General features: G+C 34.1%; 15 protein-coding genes and 1 tRNA gene. 9 read left to right on the top strand and 7 right to left on the bottom strand.

Features of this window, described 5'->3' with window-relative positions; genetic code table 11:
* Window positions 1–601: 601 nt before the first annotated feature.
* Both F3J23_RS14920 and F3J23_RS14915 read right to left on the bottom strand, forming a co-directional pair.
* The gene (locus F3J23_RS14920; RefSeq protein WP_167030622.1) at window positions 602–1090 is read right to left on the bottom strand and encodes an ecotin; all 489 of its coding nucleotides are present in this window, start codon (window positions 1088–1090) and stop codon (window positions 602–604) included.
* Between the two features lie 407 nt (window positions 1091–1497).
* Window positions 1498–7374: an alpha-2-macroglobulin family protein gene (locus tag F3J23_RS14915; RefSeq protein ID WP_167030619.1), complete on the bottom strand. Its 5877-nt coding sequence runs from the start codon at window positions 7372–7374 to the stop codon at window positions 1498–1500.
* Between the two features lie 18 nt (window positions 7375–7392).
* Here F3J23_RS14915 and F3J23_RS14910 point away from each other — a divergent pair, with 18 nt between their 5' ends.
* The 6 genes from F3J23_RS14910 to F3J23_RS14885 all read left to right on the top strand — a co-directional run bounded on the left by F3J23_RS14910 (window position 7393) and on the right by F3J23_RS14885 (window position 12570).
* The gene (locus F3J23_RS14910) at window positions 7393–8148 is read left to right on the top strand and encodes a hypothetical protein (protein ID WP_167030616.1); all 756 of its coding nucleotides are present in this window, start codon (window positions 7393–7395) and stop codon (window positions 8146–8148) included.
* Between the two features lie 3 nt (window positions 8149–8151).
* Complete coding sequence (recF, locus tag F3J23_RS14905) at window positions 8152–9231, top strand: DNA replication/repair protein RecF (RefSeq protein ID WP_167030613.1); 1080 nt, start codon at window positions 8152–8154, stop codon at window positions 9229–9231.
* A 291-nt stretch (window positions 9232–9522) separates the two neighbouring features.
* Window positions 9523–11004, top strand: a complete 1482-nt coding sequence (locus F3J23_RS14900; protein ID WP_167030610.1) for a carboxylesterase/lipase family protein — start codon at window positions 9523–9525, stop codon at window positions 11002–11004.
* 144 nt (window positions 11005–11148) lie between these two features.
* The gene (locus tag F3J23_RS14895) at window positions 11149–11442 is read left to right on the top strand and encodes a hypothetical protein (RefSeq protein WP_167030649.1); all 294 of its coding nucleotides are present in this window, start codon (window positions 11149–11151) and stop codon (window positions 11440–11442) included.
* A 176-nt stretch (window positions 11443–11618) separates the two neighbouring features.
* A complete protein-coding gene (locus F3J23_RS14890) occupies window positions 11619–12056 on the top strand; it encodes a type VI secretion system amidase effector protein Tae4 (protein WP_167030607.1) in 438 nt (145 codons plus the stop codon).
* 7 nt (window positions 12057–12063) lie between these two features.
* Complete coding sequence (locus F3J23_RS14885) at window positions 12064–12570, top strand: hypothetical protein (RefSeq protein ID WP_167030604.1); 507 nt, start codon at window positions 12064–12066, stop codon at window positions 12568–12570.
* 55 nt (window positions 12571–12625) lie between these two features.
* Here F3J23_RS14885 and F3J23_RS14880 read toward each other — a convergent pair whose 3' ends face one another.
* The 3 genes from F3J23_RS14880 to F3J23_RS14870 are packed head-to-tail and all read right to left on the bottom strand — an operon-like array spanning window position 12626 to window position 16403.
* Entirely contained in the window at window positions 12626–14656 is a 2031-nt protein-coding gene (locus tag F3J23_RS14880) for a site-specific recombinase (protein WP_167030601.1), read from the bottom strand.
* A 13-nt stretch (window positions 14657–14669) separates the two neighbouring features.
* Window positions 14670–15314 (bottom strand): monofunctional biosynthetic peptidoglycan transglycosylase, encoded by a 645-nt coding sequence (mtgA, locus tag F3J23_RS14875; protein WP_167030598.1) that lies wholly within the window; start codon window positions 15312–15314, stop codon window positions 14670–14672.
* A 42-nt stretch (window positions 15315–15356) separates the two neighbouring features.
* Window positions 15357–16403: an ABC transporter substrate-binding protein gene (locus F3J23_RS14870; protein WP_167030595.1), complete on the bottom strand. Its 1047-nt coding sequence runs from the start codon at window positions 16401–16403 to the stop codon at window positions 15357–15359.
* Between the two features lie 59 nt (window positions 16404–16462).
* On the opposite strand from F3J23_RS14870, the gene F3J23_RS14865 reads away from it, so the two are divergent.
* Together F3J23_RS14865 and F3J23_RS14860 are read left to right on the top strand one after the other, a co-directional pair.
* A tRNA-Arg gene (locus tag F3J23_RS14865) sits at window positions 16463–16536 on the top strand.
* Window positions 16537–16980: 444 nt separating this feature from the next.
* Entirely contained in the window at window positions 16981–17658 is a 678-nt protein-coding gene (locus F3J23_RS14860) for a T9SS type A sorting domain-containing protein (RefSeq protein WP_167030592.1), read from the top strand.
* Between the two features lie 122 nt (window positions 17659–17780).
* On the opposite strand, the gene F3J23_RS14855 is transcribed toward F3J23_RS14860, so the two are convergent.
* The gene (locus F3J23_RS14855) at window positions 17781–18518 is read right to left on the bottom strand and encodes a hypothetical protein (protein WP_167030589.1); all 738 of its coding nucleotides are present in this window, start codon (window positions 18516–18518) and stop codon (window positions 17781–17783) included.
* Window positions 18519–19217: 699 nt separating this feature from the next.
* On the opposite strand from F3J23_RS14855, the gene F3J23_RS14850 reads away from it, so the two are divergent.
* Window positions 19218–20576: a M12 family metallopeptidase gene (locus F3J23_RS14850; protein ID WP_167030586.1), complete on the top strand. Its 1359-nt coding sequence runs from the start codon at window positions 19218–19220 to the stop codon at window positions 20574–20576.
* Window positions 20577–21163: 587 nt separating this feature from the next.
* Here F3J23_RS14850 and F3J23_RS14845 read toward each other — a convergent pair.
* On the bottom strand, window positions 21164–21832 hold the full coding sequence (locus F3J23_RS14845) for a hypothetical protein (RefSeq protein ID WP_167030583.1): 669 nt from the start codon (window positions 21830–21832) through the stop codon (window positions 21164–21166).
* Between the last annotated feature and the right edge of the window lie 993 nt (window positions 21833–22825).

The following is a 22825-nucleotide window of genomic DNA, read 5'->3' as shown; positions in this document are numbered from 1 at the left end:
AGGAATCTAAGCTCCTGCTTTTATGATGAAGCGTTTATATTTTGGTCTGCTGCAGAAATTTAGTGGAAGCGGGTCTTACCTAAACTTGAATACGTTATTTAGATTCCTACGGAATGACAATAATGGGCGGATAAACTTTGAAATAATAATCTGCATAATCAGAAAAATCCGCGAGAAAAAATACTCAACAGGAACGGGTTTTAGCCTAAACTTAAATACGCTATCTGGAGCCCAGAAATGACAGACTATGGGGATAGCTAAGGATTGAACGGTATTTATAGGCAATTAATCAGTACACATCACATACATACTAACCTTGTCATTCCGTAGGAATCTAAGCTCCTGCTTTTATGATGAAGCGTTTATATTTTGGTCTGCTGCAGAAATTTAGTGGAAGCGGGTCTTACCTAAACTTGAATACGTTATTTAGATTCCTACGGAATGACAATAATGGGCGCATAAACTTTGGAAATAATAATCTGCATAATCAGAAAAATCCGCGAGAAAAAATACTCAACAGGAACGGGTTTTACATTACTGTAAAACGAAAACTCCCCACATCGCTGTGAGGAGTTTTCTTTATAATTATAATAAGCTGATTTTACTTTTGAACTGCTTTTTTCATACCAGTATCCGGACGTAAAACTCTATAACGAACCTCGATGTCTTTCGGTACATAGAATACCAATGGAAGTTTGCTGTTGTATCTTACAATTTCAGGCTTTAAGGTAACAAATTTTTTAGTCAGTTTCTGCCCAGGGCAGCCCATTAATGTTCCGGCTGTTTCTCCTTTAGATTCTACTTCATAATAGTTGTATCCCCAACCTTGAAGATCCTGGCTTTTCATATCTCCCATCAAGGAATAGTTGTTACAATCCAGCATCTTTTCAATTCCTACAAAAACTTCGACTTTCAAATCGTTTTCATTTTTGGCTACAGGAAGCTGAATATATACCTGCTTATATCCTTCTTTTGCTTTTGGGAACATTTCAATCTGTAGTTTTTCAAACTTTTCAGCTTTCTTCTGAGCGAAAGCATTTACCCCTGCCATCAATACCAGTCCTGTAATTAAAGTTTTAGAAAATTTCATCTTTTAATAATTTTTTTAATTTACACTACCTTAATTCCAAAAACCATTCCAAATTAAACAATTGTTTGATTTTTTAATTTAAAAGCTGTTTAAACTTAACCCCAAAGTCACAAAAGTTTTTTATTTTTCAACTCTTTAGTCCACTTTAGAAAGTTTAGGAAAATACCGCACAATTAAGTTCACATAAGATGAAAATCTTTGATTTTCAACAAGACTTTAGTGTACTTCTTATACACAAAGCATATAACTTAAATAGCTTACGTGTTTAAAATACTTTTGTGCCTTTTATGGTTTAGTAAAAAAGTTTAAACAGACTTTTAATTATATTTTCGTTTGAACTCTTAAAACAAAAACTGCAGTAAAAATTACTGCAGCTTTTTTTATACTCACTTTATAAATTTTATAAATTACTCTGAAATTGTCACATTACTTCCTTTTGTATGAGCATTCATTTGTGGTGCATAATAATTCTGCATGGTGGTAATTCCGTTGGAGAATTTTCCGGAAGCATTTGCAATAACATCGTATTCAAAAACGTATTTTCCTTTTGGCATATTCTGAATATAGAAGTTGGTTGATGCATCTTTCGTAGACTGATAATACCCGAGATTATTCTTCCACTGGTATCCGGATAATGTTTCTGTAGGTTCAAATCCTGCTGCACGCATATCTTTAATATGAATAAACTCCATTGGTCTGTCCGTATTCAGAATCATTCTTACCGTTACTTTATCTCCTACTTTCAATGGTGTTTCTGTTGAAATCTTCTGAAGTTCTTCTCCGTTTACGGTTTTTACTTTCTTGTAAAGCTCTTTTGTTACAGAAATATAAGTTTCGGAAGATTTAATCTTATCAAGATCTTCATAATACTGCCAGAACAGTCCACCCTGAACGATTCCAGGACCAGGTTTTGTAACGGTAACGGTTGCCAGATTTTTATCTATGGCTTCTGTCTTCACTGTTGATTTCACATAACCGGTAGCCTGAGTCTGAGGTACCAGTTCTTTTCCACCCCAAACAATTGTAGCTTTATCACTTTCTGTTCCGGTCCATGATTTTCCTGAATTTAAAATAGTAAAAATCACTTCTGCAGTTCCTCTCGAGCTGCCCCAGGAATTCACTTCTTTCTGCGTTACCAGCCAGATCTTCATTTCTTCAATAAAGTTCTGATCATTACCCTTTAACTTATTGAACGCTTCCAGGGCTCCTGCCTGGTTAACTACTTTTGAACCGAACCATCCCCAGTCATTCAGATTTTGCTTCCAGTAAACTCCCTGTGTTTTTGTTTCTGTGGAAGTTTCTTTAAGATAGGTTATCAGTTTATCAGATACTTCCTTCAAGCCATAATCATTCATCAGTAATGCTGCACGGTGAAGACCGAAGAATGTAAAATCGGTGATTTTAGCAGTTTTAGCTTTTTGCTTCACCAAAGTTTTTAAAGCAGCGCCTTTTCCTTTTAAAGGATACTGTTTTTCCCAATAATTCCGGGTATCAAGATAATCCAGTGCCCAGTTATTCCAAACATTTCCTTGCTTCACATCAAAATATTTGTTGATTTCATTATCTACATACTGGATCAGCTTGGCTGTAAGCTCAGCTTGTTCAGAACTTTGATAATCTTTCACATTATCTTTTAGCCATTCATTGATTTTCCCTAAGTTTTTAAGGATATACAATGACGTTCCATAAGAACTTGGATATCCTGCATACCAGGAAAATCCTCCATCCGGGTTTTGAAGTTTTTTGAAATCATCCCAGTCTTGTCTGATAGAATTACGCATGGTATTGGTATCAAACAGCAATGCCAGCTTCTGCATCTGTTCTCCTTCATTTTTACTTTCCAGCACCCAAGGTGTTTCTTCTAGCAGCAATTGTTTTAACTCTTGGTTTTTCTCAAGGTTTGAAGTTAATAATCCTTTATTCTGATATTCATCAAAAACCGTTTTCATTTTCGGATTAGCCTTGAATATTTCAGAAGCCAGCACATCTGCAAACCACTTATTAAAGATCACATCAGCAGAATTATTCTGATCATTTTTCAGACTTGGAAGTGCAAACATGATTTCCCAGATCGGATTTGTTGTTAATTCTAACGTATTAGACACATTGGAAGCAGTTGCAGATGTTGTATTTTTCAGGTTATCTAAAACAAATGTCTTGGTTTCACCTTCTTTCACAAAAACAGGAACGGCATCAGTAACCAGCATTCTGTTTGGTAATACGGCAACAGCCTGCTGCTCTCCATCCGAATAAGCACCTGCTTTTGCAACAATCTTTAAAATAATGGAAGAAACATGATCCGGAACTTTTAATTTCCAGGTTAATGCAGTGTTCCCATTTTCATTTACATTAAAGTTCTGTATACCTGATGAAATTCCGAATTTTGAAGAAATATTTTCATTGGTAAAAGCATCCAGAATCTGTAACTCTGCAGAACCGTTTAATTTCTTGTCTGTCAGATTAGACAGTTTCGACTGCAGATTCAATTCATCACCTTCTCTTAAAAATCTAGGATAGTTTGGCGTTACTGAGAATTCTTTCTGCGTTACTACTTCTTTTTCCAAAGTAGCTGCTCTGGCATCTTGCGTATGGGCCAGGAACATTAATTTCCATTTTGTCAATGCTTCCGGTGAAGTGAATTCGAAGTTCACATTTCCAGATGCATCGGTTTTAAGATCAGGATAGAAGAATGCCGTCTCGTTCAGGTTCTGACGAACAGGAACTTTCTCCAGATCTTTTTGTATTTCAGGAGCTGTTCCCGATTCTGGAACAACATTTTGTACTACGTCAAGCTTTTCTTCTGCAACAGCATTTCTTTTTACGCTTTTTGCCATTGCAACCGGGGATGGCGGTGGTGCCACAGCATAATTCGAAACAGAGGCTTCTGCTACAACTCCTGCCGCATTTCCTGCCAGGGTTGAATAATACAAAGCTTGATCAAACCAGTTAAATTGCGGAATATCTACATATCTGCCATTAAAATACTTCAATCTTTTCTGATAATTTTCTTGTTGCAGAGCATTTCTAATATCGTATGAACTAATAACTGTGAATGGTATGTATAATTTATTCCAGCTGTAATTATTGGGCTCAAACTGATCCAGAGACATATCATACATATTGGCCAATACCTCCGCATTAATCTTTTCATTATCATTTCCTGTTACTTTTACCGTCCATTTTTCTTTAGAATTAGGTTCTAGTTTATCTCTGAAAGTAACGGTTTCAATTTTTAAAGGCTTGTCCGTATCTTTTATATTTAAAGTCACTGCCTGTGTATTCACATCATTGAATGCTACCAGCTGAAACTGAAGATTCAATGCTGAAACCTTTTTATCTTTAGGAATTTCGGCAGTGTATTCCAGCATTCCTTTTCTCAGCTGATGGGTCTCTGTAATGGTTTTTCCGGAACCATCCTGTACAAAAACATTAACCAGTGCATCCGGAACTGCAGAGAATACATAAATCTTGGATTTTGATCCTCTAGACAATTCTTCCTGAGGCGCAATAACGGTAAGGAATGTCTTTTGTGTTGGTTTTAAAGAGGTTTTATCCCACACACTGAAATACTGAGAAGATTTGATGGTGTCTTTCCCTTCAATATTGAACAATTCCAGCTGATAATCTCCTGCTTCCAGTTTGCCCAGATCCAGTTGAGAATTATCAGTTGAAGACTGTTGTCTTTCTACCATTACCTTTTCAATTTTCCAATTTTCGATGTTGTCGTTTTTATCAAACAAATCGTGTGGAAACTTGTTAATAAATTCTTCTTTTGAATATTCCGGAAGATTCTGAACCTCCGATCTAAAGTTATTTCTGAAAATTCTATCCGGAGCGGTAAGTTTTGATAATTTAACCTGATATGCTTTTTTCAGGATCTGTTCATTGTAATTCTTGGTTTCAACCTTTACTTTTATATTATCATCAGTGAAGGTATTTTTGATACCATCTGCTTTGATGTAATGAGAAACTGAAGCAACTTTCAATTGTGTGTTTGCCGATTGTGTTTCACCATTGATATCTGTTACTGAAGCATTGATCTCATAATTATCAATCTGTATTCCTTCCAGCTTTTCATCTTTTTTAAGTTCAAGACGAATCGTAAATTCACCTTTATCATTGGTTTTTGCTTCTCCAAGAATTGAGTTTTCGTTATCATTTCCTTGCGGATACCACCAGAAATATCTCCATCTGATATTATGTTTCTTAATTTCATAGTTCACATTGGTATTGCTGAGTGCAACACCGGAAAACATCATGGCTTTACCTTTCAGTTCTATGGTCTGTCCATACTTATATTCATCTTTTACCGGATCAAAGGTTACCTCAAATTTCGGTCTTTTATATTCTTCAACTCTGATATTTTTGTACGCTTGTACTTCTCCACTTGTTTTCAGATAGAACATACCGTTTAACTTTCCTTTTGGAAGAATAAAGCTGCCATGATAAGAACCAAATTCATTGGTAGTAAAATCCTGAGAAGAAACCTCTTCATTATTGGTGTCTATCAGCGTTATTTTTTGCTTCATTCCTGAAACTACAGATTCTATTTCTTTGTTCAGTCTGGTATTAATCACTTTAAAATATACGGTTTGTCCCGGACGATAAATAGCCCTGTCCGTGAAAACCTGGGCTGATGTTCTTGTCTCTTTATTTGGATTATAATCTTCACCATATGCTCTGTTTCCATACACTCTCATTATCTGAAAGTCATTCGTTTTAGGCTGCTGAATCAGGAAAGCTCTGTAATAATCCTTACTGTTTGTGGCAGGAAACTTAAAGACTCCTTTTTCATCTGTTTTCCCTTCAATTTTATTTAAAGGTTTATTGGCAACAAATTCATAAAATCTTATGCCTTCATTAATAGTCGGTTTTCCATTTTCACTGTTTACCAGTTTCAGCTCATTGGAAAGAGGATTTCTGTCTGTTTTAGACTGGTAAATGATTTTGTTCCCGGAAACCAGAAAATAAAAATTTTGTCTGGAGTCATTCTCTTTAGGATCAACTCCGGCTACAGCATATTCTGCTACATAAACTCCCGAAGGAAGGGGCTTTATCTCAAGAGATGTCTTGTGATTCTGATAATCTTTCGGGCCGGAAAGCTTATAAGTTTCTTTTCTTACCAAATTCTTCTTTACCTTTCCGAAACTGTTAGAATACGGATCCTGCATATATTGCATGAAAGAGTTAAAATCTTCTTTTACCTCATAAATCTGCAAAGAAAATTCTGTCACATTTTTATAATCAGCTACAAAATGAATCGGAAGATTATTCTGGGTCTGCTGCTCATACTTTATATTTAAGGACGGGTTAACAATCTGAGATTCTTTGCTTATGATATTTCCAAGGAAAGGAGATTTCGGATATTGGCTTTTCGCCTGGGCGGCTATTTCAAGTGCTTCTTTAGCTTTCTTTTTGGAGATAAGTTCATTCATGATATCTTCCATAATAATCACTTTGTAATCTCCTTCTGTATCAGATTTCAGCAGATTCTGCAGCTGCTCAAGTTTATCTTTACAATGATTGAAATCACAGTTTCTCACAAGCTTTTCTTTCATAAAATACAGCTTGGGATTGCCACTGTTACTTTCTATCAGCTCATCATAAACGGCATTAATAGCAATACGGTTTTCTGTAAGTTCATTCTTAGTGAAAATAAAATTTTCTGATAAAAATCCTATCTTTTTTAATGCATACCAATCGAAAAGAGATGGAAAATAAGTAATATCTTTATTCCCTTCAAAAGCCTCTTTATATTTTACCAGAGATACTTTCTTCATTTCAGACTTCTGCTGGTCAAGTTCCTGATAACTTTTTGTCAGGTAATTTTTAAAATCAAGGTTGCTCCAGTTTTCAATCTGGGAAACATCCTGAGAATCGATATTGGTTATGCCATTTATTTTCCAGGAATTATTGTTGTAATAATCCATGAAAAAGCCATTCAGTAAAACCTTATATACTAATTTTTCATTTCCTTTCAGTTTCGTTTCCGCTTCCTGAAGTTTTTTGAAGAATTTTGAAGCATCATCATTCTGATCATTATCCACCGTTTGGTTCACAATACTGAATTCCGCTTTCATAGAACGGATCAGCTGAAGAGCATTATTTTCTTTCATGGCTTGTTTTTGTATGTCTAAAATAATGGGGAGCGTAGATTTATAGGCGCCCTTCTTACTATTTTCGGCAATCTTCTTCCATTGGTCATCGTAATATTTCTGTGCGAAGGCCATTGAAAAGCTCAGCATTAAAAGCAAAAGCATAAAAATCTTGGAAAATCTTTTCATATATATTATTTTTGATAAATGAACATCTTAAAAATACTGAAAAAATACATCATAGACAGCCAGATATATGTCTCTCTTATGGGAACTCTTTTTGCAGTATTTTTCATGACAGAGCAAAACACATTCCGTTTCCCTACTGTACTGTTGATTTTCATCACTTATTTCAGCGGTTACCTTTATACTAAGTATCAGTACACCAAACATTTTTTTAAAATATTGGTTTTAAATGCCGTGGCAGGAATTGCGTGTGCTTTTCTGATCATTCATAATCATAATGAAGTAAGGCTTTTAAAATGGTTCATCATTGTCATTCTGGGGCTTCTTTACAATAGTTTTTTTCTTGATGTATATATCCGGAAAATTCCTTTATTAAAAGTATTTTATGTGGGATTGGTCTGGGCATTGGTTAATTGCTGGCTTACCCTTCCGGAATTCAGTATTCCTATTTTTCTGATCAGTTTTCTGTTTATCACAGCCCTGGTTCTTCCTTTCGATATCCGCGATATGAAAAGTGATACGGTAAAAACGTTTCCCATTCTGATAGGAATTCAGAACACCAAGTATATTGCTTATACACTTGTTTTCATGAGCAGCATCATTGCAGTCTTCTATCTGGAATATCAGTATGCTCTTGCTTTTTTTATGTCAAGCATCATTACTTATATTCTCATCTATTTCTCTGAAAATAAAAGAGATGACTCTTATTTTTCCTTCGGAGTGGAAACTTGTTCTGCACTTCCCTTTTTATTTTTACTAATAATGAAGTATTTTTGACGAATGATTATCAAGAAGCTTTCCCTTTACAATTTCAAAAACCATTCTGAGAAAAAATTTGAATTCTCCCCACAGATCAATTGTTTTGTGGGAAATAACGGTGTGGGAAAGACCAATATTCTTGATGCTTTGCATTATCTATCCGTAGGAAAAAGCTTTTTAGGGAATACAGACCTCAACAATATCAAAAAGGAAGAAGATTTTTTCACCATTGATGCTGAAGTTCAAAACGAAGACAGTGAAGACCTCATCCGGATCACTCAACCCAAAGAAGCCAAAAAGGTTATCAGGAAAAATGATAAAAGCTATGACAGACTTGCCGATCATATCGGCTATCTTCCGAGTGTTATGATCTCTCCATATGATTCCAATCTTATTTCCGACTCCGGAGAAAGCAGACGTAAATTTCTGGATGCAATGATCTCTCAAACGGATTCTGAGTATCTTTTTGATCTTATTCAATATCAGAAAACCATTCAGCAGAGAAATGCTTTACTGAAATATTTTGCAAAAAACAGAACCTGGGACAAAGATTCTCTGGAAATCTATGATGAGCCAATTACACGATTCGGAACAAAAATTTTCAACAAAAGAAAAGACTTTGTAGAACAGCTTAATCCAATTGTTCAGAATTTTTATCAGATCATTTCGGGAGGAAAAGAAACAGTATCTGTTATTTATGAATCTCATTTATTGGAAAACTCCTTTCAAGATCTTTTAAAAGAAAGCATTGAAAGAGACCGTATGCTTACTTATACTTCAAAAGGGATTCATAAGGATGATTTACTTTTCGAAATGGACCAGATTCTTATTAAAAAAACAGGTTCTCAGGGACAGCAGAAATCATTTCTAATATCACTTAAGCTCGCACAGATGAGCCTGGTGAAGGAACTGACCAAAAAAACTCCGATTCTATTGCTTGATGATATTTTTGATAAGCTTGATGATACAAGGGTTTCACAATTAATTGAGCTTGTTAATAAAGAAAGCTTTGGCCAAATCTTTATTACAGATACCCACAGAGAAAGAACAGAAAGTGTAGTTAAAAAAATCAATGAAGAGAGTATAATTTTTGAAGTGTGATCCGGAATTTATATGCGGATTTATAGATTATAATATCATCAATAATTGAGACTGAATTCTTTAAACTAAGCAATCCCTAATATATATTTGTGCAGCTGTATTATCTATACCTTCGCCAATTCTTTGAATAAATTTTAAACCTAAGAATCAATCAATTATTAAATATTTAATATATCTGTGTTATGTTTTTTCGGAAACCGAATTCTTTTTTTCATTTTCTAGTAAAAAATTTTAATTAACCTCTTTATCCTCAAATATTGTTAACTTACAAAAACATTTTTTACAATTAATATGGAATCTTTACACACAGTTACTACTCAATATGGGGACGTTAGTGGTATTAAAATCAGCAATGGCATATTAACATTTAAAGGTATCCCGTATGCTGCCCCGCCAGTAGGTACAAATCGTTTTCAACCTCCAAAGCCTCCTATCCCATGGACTGGTGTAAAGGACGCAACAAAATATGGAGCTACTCCACCTCAATTAACGCCTAAAGCCGGACCATTTGCAGAATTGCTGCCCAATGTGGTAATTCCCGGAGACGATTATTTGAATCTTAATATCTGGACTTCGGACACCACCGAAAAAAAACCTGTAATGGTTTTTATTTATGGGGGTGCTTTTGTTCTTGGCTCAGGTGCAGTCCCAGCTTATGATGGTAGTAACTTTGCTCGAGATGGCGTTGTTTTAGTAACAATAAACTATAGAATTGGTATTGAAGGTTTTTTGTGGTTTGGCGATGGAGTGCCCAATCTTGGAATACTTGATCAAATTGCCGCTCTAAAGTGGATCAGGGATAATATTTCCAACTTTGGTGGTGATCCCGATAATGTCACTATCTTTGGTGAATCTGCAGGTGGAATGAGTGTTTGTACATTACTCGCTATGAAAGAAGCACAGGGATTATTTAGACGGGCAATTGCAGAATCAGGGGCAGGACATTCAGTCATCAGCCCTTCCTCAGCAAAGCTTATTGGTACGAGGCTTGCAGAAATACTTGGTGTGGCCCCCACACGAGAAGCAATTGGAGATGTAGATATTGAAAAGGTTTTTGCTGCACAAGATCAATTGTCATCCGAAATTATGGCAAAACCTTTAGTGGAATTATGGGGTGAGGTTGCATTTAACTTAATGCCCTTTGAACCGATAGTTGATGGCCATTTATTAACAGCAACTCCAATAGAATGCATTGCCAATGGAGCTGGTAAGGATGTGGATATTCTTATTGGTACCAATAGTGAGGAGTTCAGGTTATTTCTTGTCCCTGATGGTATCCTTTCTAAGGTTACAGATTCTGCTTTGAATATTGTCGCTTCCGCTTATGGGCTATCTGATAAAGCTGTTCAAACTTACCTAGCTAATCGTTCAGACAGTTCTCCTGGGGATGTATTAAGTGCTATTATTACAGACTGGTTTTACCGTATCCCTGCATTGAGGGTTGCAGAAAAACATGGCAATACCCATGTGTATGAATTTGCATGGAGATCACCTGCATGCAATAATTTACTTGGTGCCTGCCATGGCATTGAGCTTGGTTTCGTATTTGACAATCTAACAAATACTGGTTTTACCAAAATGTTAGGTAATCATCCTCCACAACATTTGGCCGCTACTGTTCATAAAGCATGGGTGGATTTTGCCACTAATGGTAATCCTGGTTGGGATATTTATGATACTAATAACCGTGTATCTATGCGTTTTGATGTTGTATCACACATTACTGTTGATGACAGGTCTGATGAACGTTCTATATGGGATGGGATCAGGTAATGATGTATCAGCACTAAGAATAAATTGAATATTTGTTAATGATAACAAGAGTATTAAAACATTATTTATCAAATTGATGGTTGAAGGATTTCATTTATCTGAATGAAAAGCAGACATGAAACCTACATGCCGAAAGCCTACTTTATGAAGAAGAAAAAACGTGAATATCAATCCTCTGAACTTGTAAAATCTTTTGCCAGAATCTACGGTTTTGAAGATAAACTTATTGCATTTGACATTAAAGATTTCCTTGAAGATTATCTTGATGAAAGTCTGTTCAATGAAATAAGAAGTGTTAATATTGAAAACGGATGCATCATTATTAAGATAGATTCTCCTTTGCTTAAGCACGATTTCAAAATGCGAAAAGGGTTTTACCTGAAAAAATTCCAGGATAAATTTGGAGCAGACAGGTTCCACGACCTTCAGATCTTGTAAAATCTGATTTTTAAATCTTTTAAAAAAATAATTTTGAACAGATTAATGAATCCTAATTACAAAAAAACAACATTTAGATTATTTTTTTTTCATAAAATCTAAAAGTTTCAGCATTTACAAAGTCCCACATAAGTGAATAGAAATATTTATTATATTGCTCAATAAATATTTCAATTATGGTAAGGTTTGAAGAGCTATGGAAAAACCATCCCGGTAAAAAGAAACCCTGTAATGAAACCTTATTTGAAAACCAATGTGCGATTAGGATGAGCCAGGCATTATATGATTCTAAGGTAGACTTATCTTCATTTGATGGGGTTAAATGCTGGGAAAAACATAATGATGAGTTCAGACATGTACTAAGGGCACAACAATTGGCAGACTGGATTAATATTCATCCTGAGATTTTTGGGAATAGATTAAAAATGGAAAGAAAAAAATTTCCTAAAATGAATCATAATTCTTTTAAAAATGCTAAAGGAATCATCTTTATTAAAGATGGATGGGGAGCAACTGATCATATTGATATATGGGATGGCATTGATTTGAAAGGTGGCGACGCACACGATTATTTGAATAGAGGAACAGAAATTTGGTTTTGGGTTTTAATCTAATTTTATTATGAGAAATATATTTTTTCTACTGGTCATATTTTCAATCAGTTTTTCTTGTAAAAAAGAGAAAAAAAACAACAATCACCAAGTTGCACAGAAAAGCTCATTAAAAATAACGGATACAACAAAAATAAACGGAATTCTTGTAGAATTAATTGATAACAATGGAATTCCTGAATTAAAAGTACATTCAAAAACCTATAAAGTATCCGGAAAAATTAAAATATCACCACCTTTCTATTTTTTAAGAAATCCACAAAAAACTGTTCAGGATTTTGCTTATAAAGATATAGGAGTAGACCACACTTTAATCATTATGGGTAAAATAGCCACTCCTGAAGAAAGAGAAAAATTTGGAGAAACTGATAAAAATAAATTATGCGGGAGACATATGCAGGGATTATTATTCAAAAAGCAACATATTATTATTACCAATCATGTTTTAAGAAATTCTTTTGCATGTACAGATACAGGAACTGATGAAAAGGATTTCTGGGCGTTTGCACACGATTAAAATAACAAATTAAAGGCTACCTGATTTCAAGGCAGCCTTATTCTTTATTTTTAAATTAATGTTCTTCTGATTTATTAGAGATTGTACTGCTCATCAGGTCATCTGCTTTTTTATCCAGCCCTGAACGTAATGGAAGGAAAAATTTTAACGGATGTTTCATAAAGTATCTGAAAATTTCTTTATAGATTTCACTTACTTGTCCGAAATTCATTTTTCTGGATCTGAATGCCAGAAACATTGATAAACTGAAGCTTACCAGGAAATTGAAGAAACCGATCAGGAAAACCGTTATAAAGGAAATCCAGAATGTATAAGAATCTACTGAAAAGTCTTTCCCGTAAAGTCCTAATGCGAAGTTTCCGGCAGCAAAAGTAATGTGTCTGATATCAAGATCAAGACCGAAAAACATTCCTACGGGAGCGGTAGCTCCAAGAAAAACCCCAAACCAAAAATTGGAAACAATTCCCGGCCAGTTTTTCGCATAATATTTTGAAAGTCCTTTTGCGAATTTCTTTCCAAAGAAGCTTCTGATGGAAAGGTTTTTTGCAATTCTTTCCGGAATCTGATAGAACACGGAGTTGTTTCCGATATTCCCGGAAATAATTCCGGAAATAAAAAGATAGAAACCGGCAATGCTGGCATGAAGGATTGCTTTGGATTTAAAAGGATCCAGGTCTTTTAATAATTTATCGGACCGGTCTACGGCAAGGTTTTGTGAAAAGAAAACATCCAATCCGTAAATAATGGCAAGCGCCACCGGAAAGGCAAGCAGTACATTTCCAACAAAGGCAATAAACTGGCTCCTGAATAATTTGGATACGAGATGGGCAAATTCTGTATTATTTCTCTGGCCGTTCCCTTCTTCGGATAATACTTTCGTCATCGTAGCAGCAGTCATGGCCGGCTGTTTCGTTGCTAAAGTGAAGCCCATCAGATAGATCATTACAAATCCCATCGCATAGTTCATGGAATAAAGGAATGCGTGAGAAAAGTCACTGCCGGGAATATATCCGTAGAGCATTTTCAGAACGCAGAGTGCTCCTACAATAATTCCACCACCACTCGCTTTATAGAACATGGTCATATATTCTTTCCTTGTAGAAGTGATATAATGTGTCCCTGTCTCTGCTGTATGATTGGTAATAAGGTGTGAAATCAATCTCGTGCTGTCGTTAATCAGATCTGCAATATTGTTCTTATGAGATTTATAATTCAATATATTAAAGACCAATTGTTTCGACTTTATCAATACATCTTCATCGGTATCAATCACCAACAATTGTACAATTTCATAAATTCTTTCGGTCTGCTGGCGGATCTTCAGCAAAGATTGATTGATCTTCCCTGAAATACCGTATTTAGCTGAATTTTTAAAAGCAATATTAACAAATTCAAGACACTGCTCAGCGTAAATTTTGATCTGTTTATATCTGCTGTCTCTGGAATGCAGCTGCAGTTCAGGATCTTTCACAAGGTCTTCTGCCAAGGTTTCCAGCTCATTCTGCAAGGCGAGGAACGGATTATCCAGATTTCTGTATTGCGGAGCCATTCTCACTACTTCTACTTCCATGGCCATTCCCGTAACCCTCCAGGAAAGAATGTTCATTGAGAAAATGAGCTCTTTTTTTACATTAGGTTTGATGATAAAATCCGAAGCCCCCAAAATAGTCAGAAATTCATTAATTTCATTTTCAGGAAGATTATGAAGATATGTCAGATCTTTTTTAGGTCTCAGACTGACATTATCAATCATATACCACACCGTTTTTTCATTTTCAACGGGTGGCAGCACTTTATTCAGGATTCTTTTTTTAAGTTCCGGAAAGAAGGCATTTTCTGAAAGAATATTAGCTTCTGTCAGGGAAAGATTGAAAGGTCTTCCTTTAAAGATATTATGAATGTAATGTTTAAAATTCTCGGCAAAATTCGGATTGCTTCTGAGAACATTGAGCACATCTGTAAAGTCTGCCCTTTTAATACTCTCTAAAAACTCTGCAAAAGGTTCTAAAGAAAGGGTTTCGTTCTTAAAAGAAAAATATTTTTTAAGAACTGACTCAAAATTTGTGCTGGAACTAAGGAATTTCATTAGTACAAAGATACTATTTCAAACTCACATTCCTCATCTGTCTCATGATCCAATTATGTTTCTTTCTTAAATAAGGAGAAGGGTTTTTCGGATCATATTTCTTCGGGTTAGGCAATACAGCGGCAATCCAGGCTGCATCTGAAGCACTTAAATCTTTGGATGATTTTCCAAAATAATATTGTGCGGCAGCTTCCACACCAAATACACCTTGTCCCATTTCAATGGAATTCAGATATCTTTCAAGGATAATATCTTTACTCCATACTTTTTCGATAATGAAAGTATAAACCGCTTCAAGGCCTTTTCTTATCCAGCTTCTGCCCTGCCACAGAAAAACATTTTTTGCCGTCTGTTGGGAGATTGTGCTTCCACCTCTTATTTTTTTGCCTTTCTCATTATATTTCATGGCTTTTTCGATTGCAATATAATCAAAACCATCATGATCAAAGAATTTCTGATCTTCTGAAGCTATTACTGCTTTTTTCACATTGCTTCCCATTTCGTCATAAGAAATATAATCTCTGTGCAGTTTTCCATATTCGAAAAGACCTCCTATCTGCGTAATGGTGATTGGCGGATTAAAAAATCTGCCCCAGATAATAAATACTACATTCAGAACAAGAATGATGAAGATAAGCTGTTTAATTTTTTTCCACATAACTTTATAAAAGGAAAGGCAAAAATAAGCAAATAGTCTGAGTTACTGCAATTCTTTCATGTAAGTAAGCTGATATTCCGGTAAAAGTTCGGGATGGAAGATTTTAATGTAATCTTTAAGGATTAAATCAGCTCTTACTACTCCGCTTTCAAAGAAGTCATTGGCTTTCAACTTTTCTTTTCCTGCCATCGTATAGATTTTCCCTTTATTGAAAACATCTAATTTTCCGTAGAAAGGATTGATGCCCAGCATTTCTTTTTTAGAAATATGACTGCCTGCGTTTACCCAATACTGAACACCTCCTGCTTTGGCATAAACTTCTTCAAAACTCATCGTCAATGCTTTTTCATCTTTATTATCTTTCATAATATAATTCGCATTGGCATCTGAAATATAATGAGCAACAGAAGTATTTCCGCCTGGAAGATACCATACATCTCCATACATTTCATTAGCCAGAACAACAGGTTTTTCTTTTGCTTTTGCAGCCAGCTGTTTCAGACCATTATAGTTTTTCTCCACTTCCTGATATTTGGCCGCAGCTTCTTTCTCTTTTCCTAGAAACTCTCCGAAAAGTTTGATATAAGCGGTTTTCTCCAATGGCTTCTGCTCCATATATTCATCAAGGAAAATCACCTGAATTCCATTGTTTTTCAAAAGCTCATAGGTATTATCAAAGCTTGCGATATGATTGGTAAAAATGGCATCAGGTTTCATTGAAATGATCTTTTCTACATCATATTTCTGTTCGCTTCCTACATTCTGGATTTTCCCTTCTTTAATCAGATTCTGAATTTTATCTGAATAAATATATTCCGGACTGGAAACTCCGATGATCAGATTTTCTGCTCCAAGCTCTGAAATATAGCCTGCCATACTTGCGTTCAACAGGATGATTTTCTTAAAAGGAGTCTGATTTTTATTAAAATGATAGCTGAAATTTCCGGATTTCAATTCCAGAACTCCCTCCTGCTCTTTAAACTGGGTACGACTTGAGATATTTGTCCAATCTGAGGACGAAATTTTTGATTCTCTTTTACAAGCTGTTAGCGCAAAAACCGTAAATAAAAGTAAAATTCTCTGTTTCATGTTTCAAAGAACGGAAAAAAGTGGTATATTTGCAACCGTTAAACAACAAGATAACAAACGGCCTCGTGGCGCAACTGAATAGCGCATCTGATTACGGCTCAGAAGGTTACAGGTTTGAATCCTGTCGAGGTCACAAGACCGACATTTGAAGATTTCGCACTTCGATGTCGGTTTTTTCTATTTCATAACCTATTGTTATACTGATAAATATACGAGCAGCAATATTCATTTCAGATGTTTGAAAAGTTTTTCCGTCAAATTCGACTTTTTGAGGAAGCATCAAAAATCCTATCGTACTTTTCGTTTGAAGATCGCCCTGCTGGTAAGAGATGTGATGTTTTTCATTGCTTCAGATGTATTTTCTATTTTATTTTAATCTAAAGTTCCCTACTTTCTGAAACCATACGCTGAAGATTCTGCTCAGGTTGTTCAAATAGCTTCTGCTTTAGCATAAGGCATTCATCGTGCTAAATCAGCTGATAAATGTAATTTACACACCGATGGGTTCGTGTTTTTTATTATTACTGAAAGAATTATAATGGTAGATTTACACAATAATATAAAACTAAACAAAAAAATGAAAAAAAAATTATTTTTACAAGCATTGGTTATCTTTTCTCTAATTTTCAGTCAAAATATTTTCGGTAAAACTATTATATTAAATATCAAAAACAATATAACTAGCAGTCTATTTCAAGCCAACGAAACTGTTTCAATAGGTGACAAAATTCGATTTACAAATAATTTAGATTATTCGATTAATAGTGTTGGTTCGAATAATGCTTGGGGATCGTGGAGCCAGTTATCTATGAATTCGGTAAGTCCCGTTACTTCTTTTTCTTTTGATATACCTCCAGGAGGATATTATGAAATAGAATTGACTTCAATTTCTCAAACTAAATTTAAATTCATACATTCAAATCCTTCATCAGCTAAATATTATCAAAATGTTATTAATTTAAATTATTCTGAGAATTTAAATGTTAGTGATCTATCAATAAAACGTACGGAAAGAATCAAAGCCTCACCTAATCCTTGTATAGATATTATATACATAACATCCGATCGAACTATTAATGGATTGGAACTTTATGATAGTACAGGAAAGTTGCTTTTCACAAAAAAAACAATCAGTTCCGCTAGTGAAAGAAGAAAGGAAAAAATGGATATGAAACACTTTGTGAAAGGAAAATATTTTTTAAAAATAAAACATGTTGACGGTACTGATTCTACCATTAACATCATTAAGGAATAGGTAAGAAATCTTGGCATTGCTTATAAAAACAAAAAAGGAAATCTAGTGATTTCCTTTTTTGTTTTTATAAGCAACCTTATTGTTCATGACAAATTATATAATTACTTGATACTGTATTTCAATTATTTTAATCTTTTTAAAGAAACCTGAGAAACGGGGCCTGTACCTGAAGAGCCACCACTTGTCTGCCTGATTGTCACATCATTTGTATTTGATAGTCTAAATGAATATGTATTGGCTGCTGACATACTAATATCGGTTAGAAGAGTATAAGTCTGCAAGCCTCCCGAAGTTGGAGCCGTAAAAGTATCGTTTACACGGGCTATCCATTTATTGTTCGTATCATCCCAAATGCCAATTACAGGAAGACTTCCGTTAGTTGTAGATAATTGTGCATTAATAATGACCTGATATATACCATTATTCGATACTTTAAACGAATTAGTTGTACTGCTGCCTTTGAAGGTATTCTCGTTATCTATTATCTCATTAGTCAAGTTTCCTATAGCAACAGTTGAAGCTAATGTTGCAGACGCGGTAAAGTCTGCTGTCAATTGCACAGCTATTTCCTGAGCTACCATGAACTGTCCATCTACAACAATCACTGTACCAGTAGAAGTAGGCACACCTGCCAAATTTTGCCAGCTGGGAGCAACTCCGGGACCATTAGATTTAAGCACTTGTCCAGATAGTCCTGCAGACCCTGCTTTAGAAGCACTCCCTCCCAGATTTAATTCATTTACGATTTGTAAAGATCCATTAACATGTAATGTTTTTTGTGGGGTTAAACTATTAATCCCTACCTGGGAATTATAAAATAAAGGAAGTGTTAAAAATATTAACAAAATTTTTTTTTTCATTATGTTTAAAATTTTAATTATTTGGTAGAATTATGTATCTCATAGTTTCATATGTTTAAAGGAACAACACAACTATCTCTTTATCGGAATATTAAAATCACAAGCATATTTTATGTGCTGTAACGAAAAAGATGAATATTTAAAATTCTTTAAGTATGATACAAATTTATACTAAAAATATGTGCAAAAACAGATAAAGACACCAACCAAATGGTTAGTTATAGAATTCAACAACTGTTTCCCCGATAACACAATTCGATTACTCAGCCAGTGTAAGAATTATGGCAGAAGATCTACAAACAGTACTATAATTAATATGGAAATTTAAGCTTTACTTTTTCACAGAATTGTTTCTTACTTCACTCAAAAAGCTATATATCAAATTACTTTAAGTCTATTAACAAACTTAAAGGTGGGTTTGTTTTTTTTCTATGATAATCATATTAATAATATTTTTACAAAAAATAAAATCAACAACTCAAGACCAGTAAATCTTACAAAATCAGTAAAAAGTAAAATGCTAAGAAAAGACCAAAATTTCTTTTTTTAGAATTAAATCAAGCAGGATGCGAAACTGATTTTCAGATACTTTTTGAATCATACCTTCTATTCCGCTATTGGCCCTGCTATCTGTCCTACAACAAAGCAAAAGATTGTTTAATCATTCCCATATTTAAATTAAATAATTCAACTTTTATTATGAAAAAAAAATCATTTACCTTATCTCTCTGCTTATTATTCATTGTTCTTAATTCCTGTAACTCAGTGATTGACACACCTGAGAAGGACAATAATCAACCTGAAATCAATAAAGTAAATAAAAATGTTTTAGTACACAAGTTTTCTATTAAAGGACACGATACCTATATTAATGAAATTGAGGGAAAGTATTACTATGCAGACAATATTACCATTACGCAAGAGCAATTCAATTACCTGAGAAACCTATCTTATGGTTCACACTCTGCCAATTCAAAGAGTACCATCATGAGTTCTTTTATAAAGACCTGGCCCAATGGAAAAGTATATTATAAAATGCCTGAAAAAGGAGGGCTTAATGACTCCGATTATAATACTTTTAAAAATAATATTAAGAAAGCTTTTGAAATGCTTTCTTCAAAAACAATTATTAAGTTTTTAGAGCATACAACTGAAGCAGAATACATTAATTTTGTTTATTCTTTAACTGAGAATTCATCACCCTTAGGATGGAGCAAAAATCAAATAAATCAAATAAATGTTGCAAGTATTGAATCTCCTGGGATTATAGCTCATGAAATTATGCATTCTTTAGGGATTGGCCATGAACAATGCCGACCAGACAGAGATGAGTATGTTACAATTTATTACTCTAATATTCCTGAAGATAAACGACATAATTTCAACATCCTTCCTGATTATGCAGGATTGGGTACTTTTGATTTTAATTCAATTATGCTTTATGATCCTTACAGCTTTAACAATTACCCAACGCCCACAATAGGAAAAGGAAAGAATGCATGGTGGAACTTGTTTACCAATCCTTTTGGATATGGTCAGTACCTTCCAAATTATGTAACACAAAGAGAGGCCCCTTCTGATGGAGATATTGCTGGAATTAATCATTTATATAATCCTATTGCTAACGGAGATTACACAATCTCCAGTAACTTAGATAATGGGAAGAACATTGACATTAATGGTAATTCCAATGTAGACGGAACAGACGCCATTCTTTATTCTGCTCATACCGCTAATAATCAGAAATTTTTATTCCGTAAATCCGATCATGGCTATTATATTATCAAATCCAAAATAGATACTGCAAAGGTCTTAACAGTAAGAGATAGTAAAACCAATGCCGGGACTCCTGTAGAGTTAAGAAAGAATGACAATAAGGATTCTCAAAAATGGTTGTTGCTTAATCTAGGAAATGAGGGGTTCAGCTTTGTACCCAAAAATGCACTTGATTTGAGGTTAGAAGTAAAGGATGGAAAAACTAATGATACAACTCCAATTGTGATTGGAACAAGTGTAAGTGATGCCAAGCAGCGTTTTAAATTAAAAAAGGTTAATTAAGAAACAGTTAGCATTAGAAAATTTTGTAATAAATAACAATTGTATAACAAAATAAGAATGTAAAAATCACATCTTAATCTGATAAGAAATTAAATAGTGATCCACCATTTAAAATCTCCCTGCTTTAAGAGCAAGGAGATTTGGCTTTCAATAAATAGCCCTTTTAAAATATCTTCCAGAAATTAAGTCTACTCTAGCCCGAAATACAATTTCTTTTTCTTCAAAAAGCTGATTAATTCTTTTGGGCGGTCTGCCTGGATGGTATTGATATTATTTTTCACCTACCAGTCGCAGACATCCGGATCCTCCAGGGCAAGATCATCATAATGCCTTCACACTGTTAAATTATGATTGTTTTTTTACCCTTCCCTCCCTCTCAATTACCTCCAACAAAGATGAGTTCTATTGGGAGGCACCTTAGAATTGATAATAGTGAGCAGTATCTAATTTAAATAAATGGTATTTATCTTCTTTAAAATTTAATTCTCAGCAAGATAACCACCCATATTTTATTCGTTAAAAAAATCAAACCGGAGGAAGCTTCTTAAGCTCCTCCGGTTTGCAAAACACTTATAACACTATAAAAATTAGTTTCCTAAATACAACATGGATATTGAACAATCTGCTAATCTAAAATCTCTGGTCATCGTCATTTGAAAAATAACCTTATCATTAACATTAAAGAAAGCAGTCCCTCCTGAAGTATGTCTAACATTATCAGTCCTTTCATTATGGGTTGTAATTGAGGCAAATATAATTTGGTTGTTTTGCTTCACAGTAGACTGTGCCGTCCCTCCGGTCTGTCCTACAGGATTAAGCGACATGTCTAAGTAAGAACTATATAAAATTTGATAATAACCTTTTTTAAGAATTGTAAAGCTGTTATCACTACTGTTATATTGTGCAACCGCTGGATTAACCAATGGAAATGAGGTAAATACTACTGTAGCAAAGACATTTGCATTTGTTTGTGCCGAAAAGCCAGACTTTATACCTATTACAGATAAAGAGGGTATATTAAAACCTGCTGGACTCGACCATATTGGAGCCATATTGGTACCATTTGAAAAGAGGATATCCCCTTTGTTGCCTGAAGAACCAACTGTATTAAAACTGCCTCCCACATTAAGTTCTTTTACAACTTGCAGTGAGCCATTGATATGGAAATCTTTTTGAGGTGTTTTTGTATTGATCCCTACCTGTGAATAACTCATTACTGTACTAAACAGTAATAGGAATAATAATTTTATTTTCATATTTTTAAATTGTGCTAGGTTTAAGTATAAAGCGTTTATTTTTATACATGACAAAATTAAAGAAAATTGATAGCCAACCTATAAAACTAACCTCTAAGTAATTGTTTTTATTGTTCCTAAGGGAATAAACGCGAGTAATAAAACTATTAATTTCTCCACAGTAAAGTTGTTTCTTAATTTACTTTTTAACAAGAAGACCACTTCTTCCATATTTATTTTATCCAGCAAAAAAACGGGACCTTCAATATCAATGGGATAATTTTCACGATTAGTATAGTAAGTTAATCAATCTTTTATGATCAGAAGGGATCCAAACATACTTGGTTTTCTTTTTTCAAACATTTAATTAAATTACCTGCAAGTAAGTATTGAAAGACATTTTCTATTTTCTATTATTTTTGTTTTAAATAATTATTTTAAAAAAAACACACCTTATTATGCTGCTATTTAAAACATTATTTTTTTATTTATTCCCAAGTAAGTGAAACACAAAAATATTTTAAAAAGATTATATTGTTAATAATGATTCTTTACAAAATTCTAATGAATGAAATGTAGAAAAAACAAGGACTAATAGAATAATTTATCAAACGGTTTACAAATTTTTTCCAATCAGCGATAGAGATGCTCAATTAAAATAAACTATTCTTTTTTATCGTTAGTAATAACTACTTCAAAGAAAAATGCCGGTTCATTGAAAACCGGCATTTTTTTTATTAATGCATCCACTGTCTTTAATAGAATTCTCTTAGCTAATACTACATCAAGCAGAAAAGCTCCTCCTCAATCTGAATCATTAGTGAGACGTATAACAGAGACTGTCAGTCTGTTTTTTTCATTTGTCCCTTCATCAGCAATCTACAAAACACCAGAAATGCCCTGAGCGTCACTATTGTTTCCGCACTAAACTGAGGATATAAACGAGAAGTATCTTGAAACTCATAAACAATGATTTAGGGGGATCAGAAGATATGGATACACGTAGAGATCTTA

This window comes from Chryseobacterium sp. Tr-659 (assembly GCF_011752975.1).
In the GTDB taxonomy this organism is placed as follows: Bacteria; Bacteroidota; Bacteroidia; order Flavobacteriales; family Weeksellaceae; genus Chryseobacterium.
This window is presented reverse-complemented; position numbering and strand designations above follow the sequence as displayed.

Bases quoted from the DNA above. Each gene is read 5' to 3' on its own strand.
- F3J23_RS14910 (WP_167030616.1), top strand. From the start codon at position 7,393: ATGAACATCTTAAAAATACTGAAAAAATACATCATAGACAGCCAGATA.
- F3J23_RS14860 (WP_167030592.1), top strand. From the start codon at position 16,981: ATGAAAAAAAAATTATTTTTACAAGCATTGGTTATCTTTTCTCTAATT.
- F3J23_RS14915 (WP_167030619.1), bottom strand. From the start codon at position 7,374: ATGAAAAGATTTTCCAAGATTTTTATGCTTTTGCTTTTAATGCTGAGC.
- F3J23_RS14855 (WP_167030589.1), bottom strand. From the start codon at position 18,518: ATGAAAAAAAAAATTTTGTTAATATTTTTAACACTTCCTTTATTTTAT.
- mtgA (WP_167030598.1), bottom strand. From the start codon at position 15,314: ATGTGGAAAAAAATTAAACAGCTTATCTTCATCATTCTTGTTCTGAAT.
- F3J23_RS14920 (WP_167030622.1), bottom strand. From the start codon at position 1,090: ATGAAATTTTCTAAAACTTTAATTACAGGACTGGTATTGATGGCAGGG.
- F3J23_RS14850 (WP_167030586.1), top strand. From the start codon at position 19,218: ATGAAAAAAAAATCATTTACCTTATCTCTCTGCTTATTATTCATTGTT.
- F3J23_RS14880 (WP_167030601.1), bottom strand. From the start codon at position 14,656: ATGAAATTCCTTAGTTCCAGCACAAATTTTGAGTCAGTTCTTAAAAAA.
- F3J23_RS14900 (WP_167030610.1), top strand. From the start codon at position 9,523: ATGGAATCTTTACACACAGTTACTACTCAATATGGGGACGTTAGTGGT.
- F3J23_RS14870 (WP_167030595.1), bottom strand. From the start codon at position 16,403: ATGAAACAGAGAATTTTACTTTTATTTACGGTTTTTGCGCTAACAGCT.
- F3J23_RS14890 (WP_167030607.1), top strand. From the start codon at position 11,619: ATGGTAAGGTTTGAAGAGCTATGGAAAAACCATCCCGGTAAAAAGAAA.
- F3J23_RS14885 (WP_167030604.1), top strand. From the start codon at position 12,064: ATGAGAAATATATTTTTTCTACTGGTCATATTTTCAATCAGTTTTTCT.
- recF (WP_167030613.1), top strand. From the start codon at position 8,152: ATGATTATCAAGAAGCTTTCCCTTTACAATTTCAAAAACCATTCTGAG.
- F3J23_RS14895 (WP_167030649.1), top strand. From the start codon at position 11,149: ATGAAGAAGAAAAAACGTGAATATCAATCCTCTGAACTTGTAAAATCT.
- F3J23_RS14845 (WP_167030583.1), bottom strand. From the start codon at position 21,832: ATGAAAATAAAATTATTATTCCTATTACTGTTTAGTACAGTAATGAGT.